Source organism: Bacillus sp. JJ1122 (assembly GCF_036964885.1).
Lineage (GTDB): Bacteria > Bacillota > Bacilli > Bacillales > Cytobacillaceae > Mesobacillus.
The window spans coordinates 31,326-33,529 of sequence record NZ_JBALQL010000013.1 but is presented as its reverse complement, the minus strand read 5'-3'; the positions used below and the strand labels follow the sequence as shown (position 1 = coordinate 33,529).

General features: G+C 46.5%; 2 protein-coding genes. Both read right to left on the bottom strand.

What is annotated here, in order from left to right:
• Positions 1-53: 53 nt before the first annotated feature.
• Complete coding sequence (locus V7201_RS07805; RefSeq protein WP_335376227.1) at positions 54-1,112, bottom strand: FecCD family ABC transporter permease; 1,059 nt, start codon at positions 1,110-1,112, stop codon at positions 54-56.
• A complete protein-coding gene (locus V7201_RS07800) occupies positions 1,078-2,040 on the bottom strand; it encodes an ABC transporter substrate-binding protein (protein ID WP_335376226.1) in 963 nt (320 codons plus the stop codon). The genes V7201_RS07805 and V7201_RS07800 overlap by 35 nt, the downstream gene beginning before the upstream one ends.
• Between the last annotated feature and the right edge of the window lie 164 nt (positions 2,041-2,204).

The window sequence follows — 2,204 nt, the reverse complement described above, 5'->3', positions numbered from 1 at the left end:
CTTCAGGACTTCTCCTCCCGAATAGCCTCCTGTTAAATCGTTAACGGTTATCATCATCCAGCACTTCTTTCCTTACGATTTCTCATTAAAATAAACGCAAACACCGGAGCGCCAATCAGCGCCGTAATCACACCGATCGGCAGTTCGGCTGGCGCAATCACGGTACGAGATACAAGATCAGCCAGAATCAGGAAGCCGCTGCCGATTAAAACCGATAGCAGAAGCAAATGTCTGTGATCCGGCCCCCAAATAGACCTTGTTAAATGAGGAATGACCAATCCGACAAAGCCGATGGTTCCTGAAACAGCAACAGCTGACCCTGTCAACAGCGAGCCTGACAGGAGAATCAACAGCTTCCTTCTTTCCACATTGACGCCAAGATGCTGGGCACGCTCTTCCCCAAAGGACATCGCGTTCAATTCCTGGGCATTTGCCAGTAAAATGACCAGACCAACAATAAAGAATGGAAGGATTATTTTTATATACTCCCAGCCCCTCATCGACACGCTGCCAAGCAGCCAGCCGATAATTTGCCGCAGCTCCTCTCCGGAAAGGGCAATCATCAACGAAATGAACGCCCCAAGAAAGGAGCTTAAAATGATTCCAGTTAATATGATCGTTTCAACCCTGAGCAGGCGGTCGATTTGCCGGGCAAAAAATAATACAAACATAATCGTTGCGAATGCAAACAAAATACTAAGCAATGGTAACGTGAAGGACTGGACAAAAGGAAGCGATATCCCCAAAAACAAAGTAATGACCGCGCCTATTGAAGCCCCTGAAGAAATTCCTAATGTATATGGATCTGCCAGCGGATTCCTTAACAGTCCCTGGAAGGCGGCTCCTGCCATGGCAAGGGATGCGCCGACAAGACCTGCAAGCAATACGCGCGGCAGCCGTATCTCCATCACAATACTTACATGCATCGGATCGATTCCCTGTCCCTGAAAGCGGAAAATTTCAGCACCAATGATTTTAATAATAGCGGGTACAGGGATGGAAACCGTTCCGATTGAAATGCCAAACAGCATCGAGATAATTAAAAAGGCTGTTGCAGCAACATAAGCTGAACCTTTTTTATTTAAAAACGTCCGGATATATGGCTTTTGCAAGCTCCTCTGCTCCTTCAGCCAGCCTTGGACCTGAACGGGTTACGAGGTCGGAATGGACATCGAAAACCTGCTGGTCCTTGACGGCTTTTACATTTTTCCAGCCCGATCGCCCAAGTACCTGCTCAACCGGCTTTTCTGAGTAATAACCATAGGTTGTGACAACGACATCCGGATTACGCTCGACGATTGCCTCTTGATCGACCTTTGGCCAGCCGTCCATATCGCCAATCGCGTTTTTAGCACCAATTAAAGCGAGCATTTCATCGATGAAGGTATTTTTTCCTGCAGCATAGATCTCCGGTGCGGGGGAAACCTCGACAAATACTGTCTTTTGCTGATTCTCCTGAATACCTTCAGCCTGTTTTTTCAGCTCTGAAAATCTATTTTTCATATCATCAACAAGATCTGCAGCCTTTTCCTGCTCGCCAATCGCTTTTCCAATCATCTCAATGGATGTGTATACTCCATCAAATTTCTGTGCATCATTCACGACCACGACAGCAATTCCTGCATCCCGCAATTGCTGAAGGCCAGCTGCTGCACTATCAGCCGTTGACTCATGTGCAAAAACCAGGTCAGGTTTCAGGGAAATCATTTTTTCAACATTGAATTCCATCCCGCCGATTTTTTCCTTCGACATCACTTCTTCAGGATAATTATCAAAATCCGTCACCCCAACAATCGCATCGCCACGATCAAGCGCATATACGATTTCCGTATTGCTCGGAATCAGCGAAATGATTTTTTCCGGTTTCTCTTTAATTACTACTTTATCATTAAGTGCATCTTTTACCGTTATCGGGAATCCTGTTTGCTGTTCCTCTGCGGCTTTTTCCTGCTGCTTTGGTTCGGATTGTTTGTCTCCACATCCGCCGAGCACGATGACAGCCATTAGCATGGCCAATAAGAATGAATAATACTTTTTCATTTGCTTCTCCTCCATTTTTGGTTTTCCGCTATGTGCGGAAAAGCTGCTGAATAAGCTCTGTTAAAGCTGAGTGTTTTTTTAAACTCTGTCGATTGTAGTGGAAGGCGCGCAGACTCCTGCGGGCTCAGCTGGACAGATGAGACCCCGCAGGAGCGAAGCGACGA

Excerpts from the sequence above, each read along its gene's own strand:
- V7201_RS07800 (WP_335376226.1), bottom strand. The coding sequence starts at position 2,040 with ATGAAAAAGTATTATTCATTCTTATTGGCCATGCTAATGGCTGTCATC.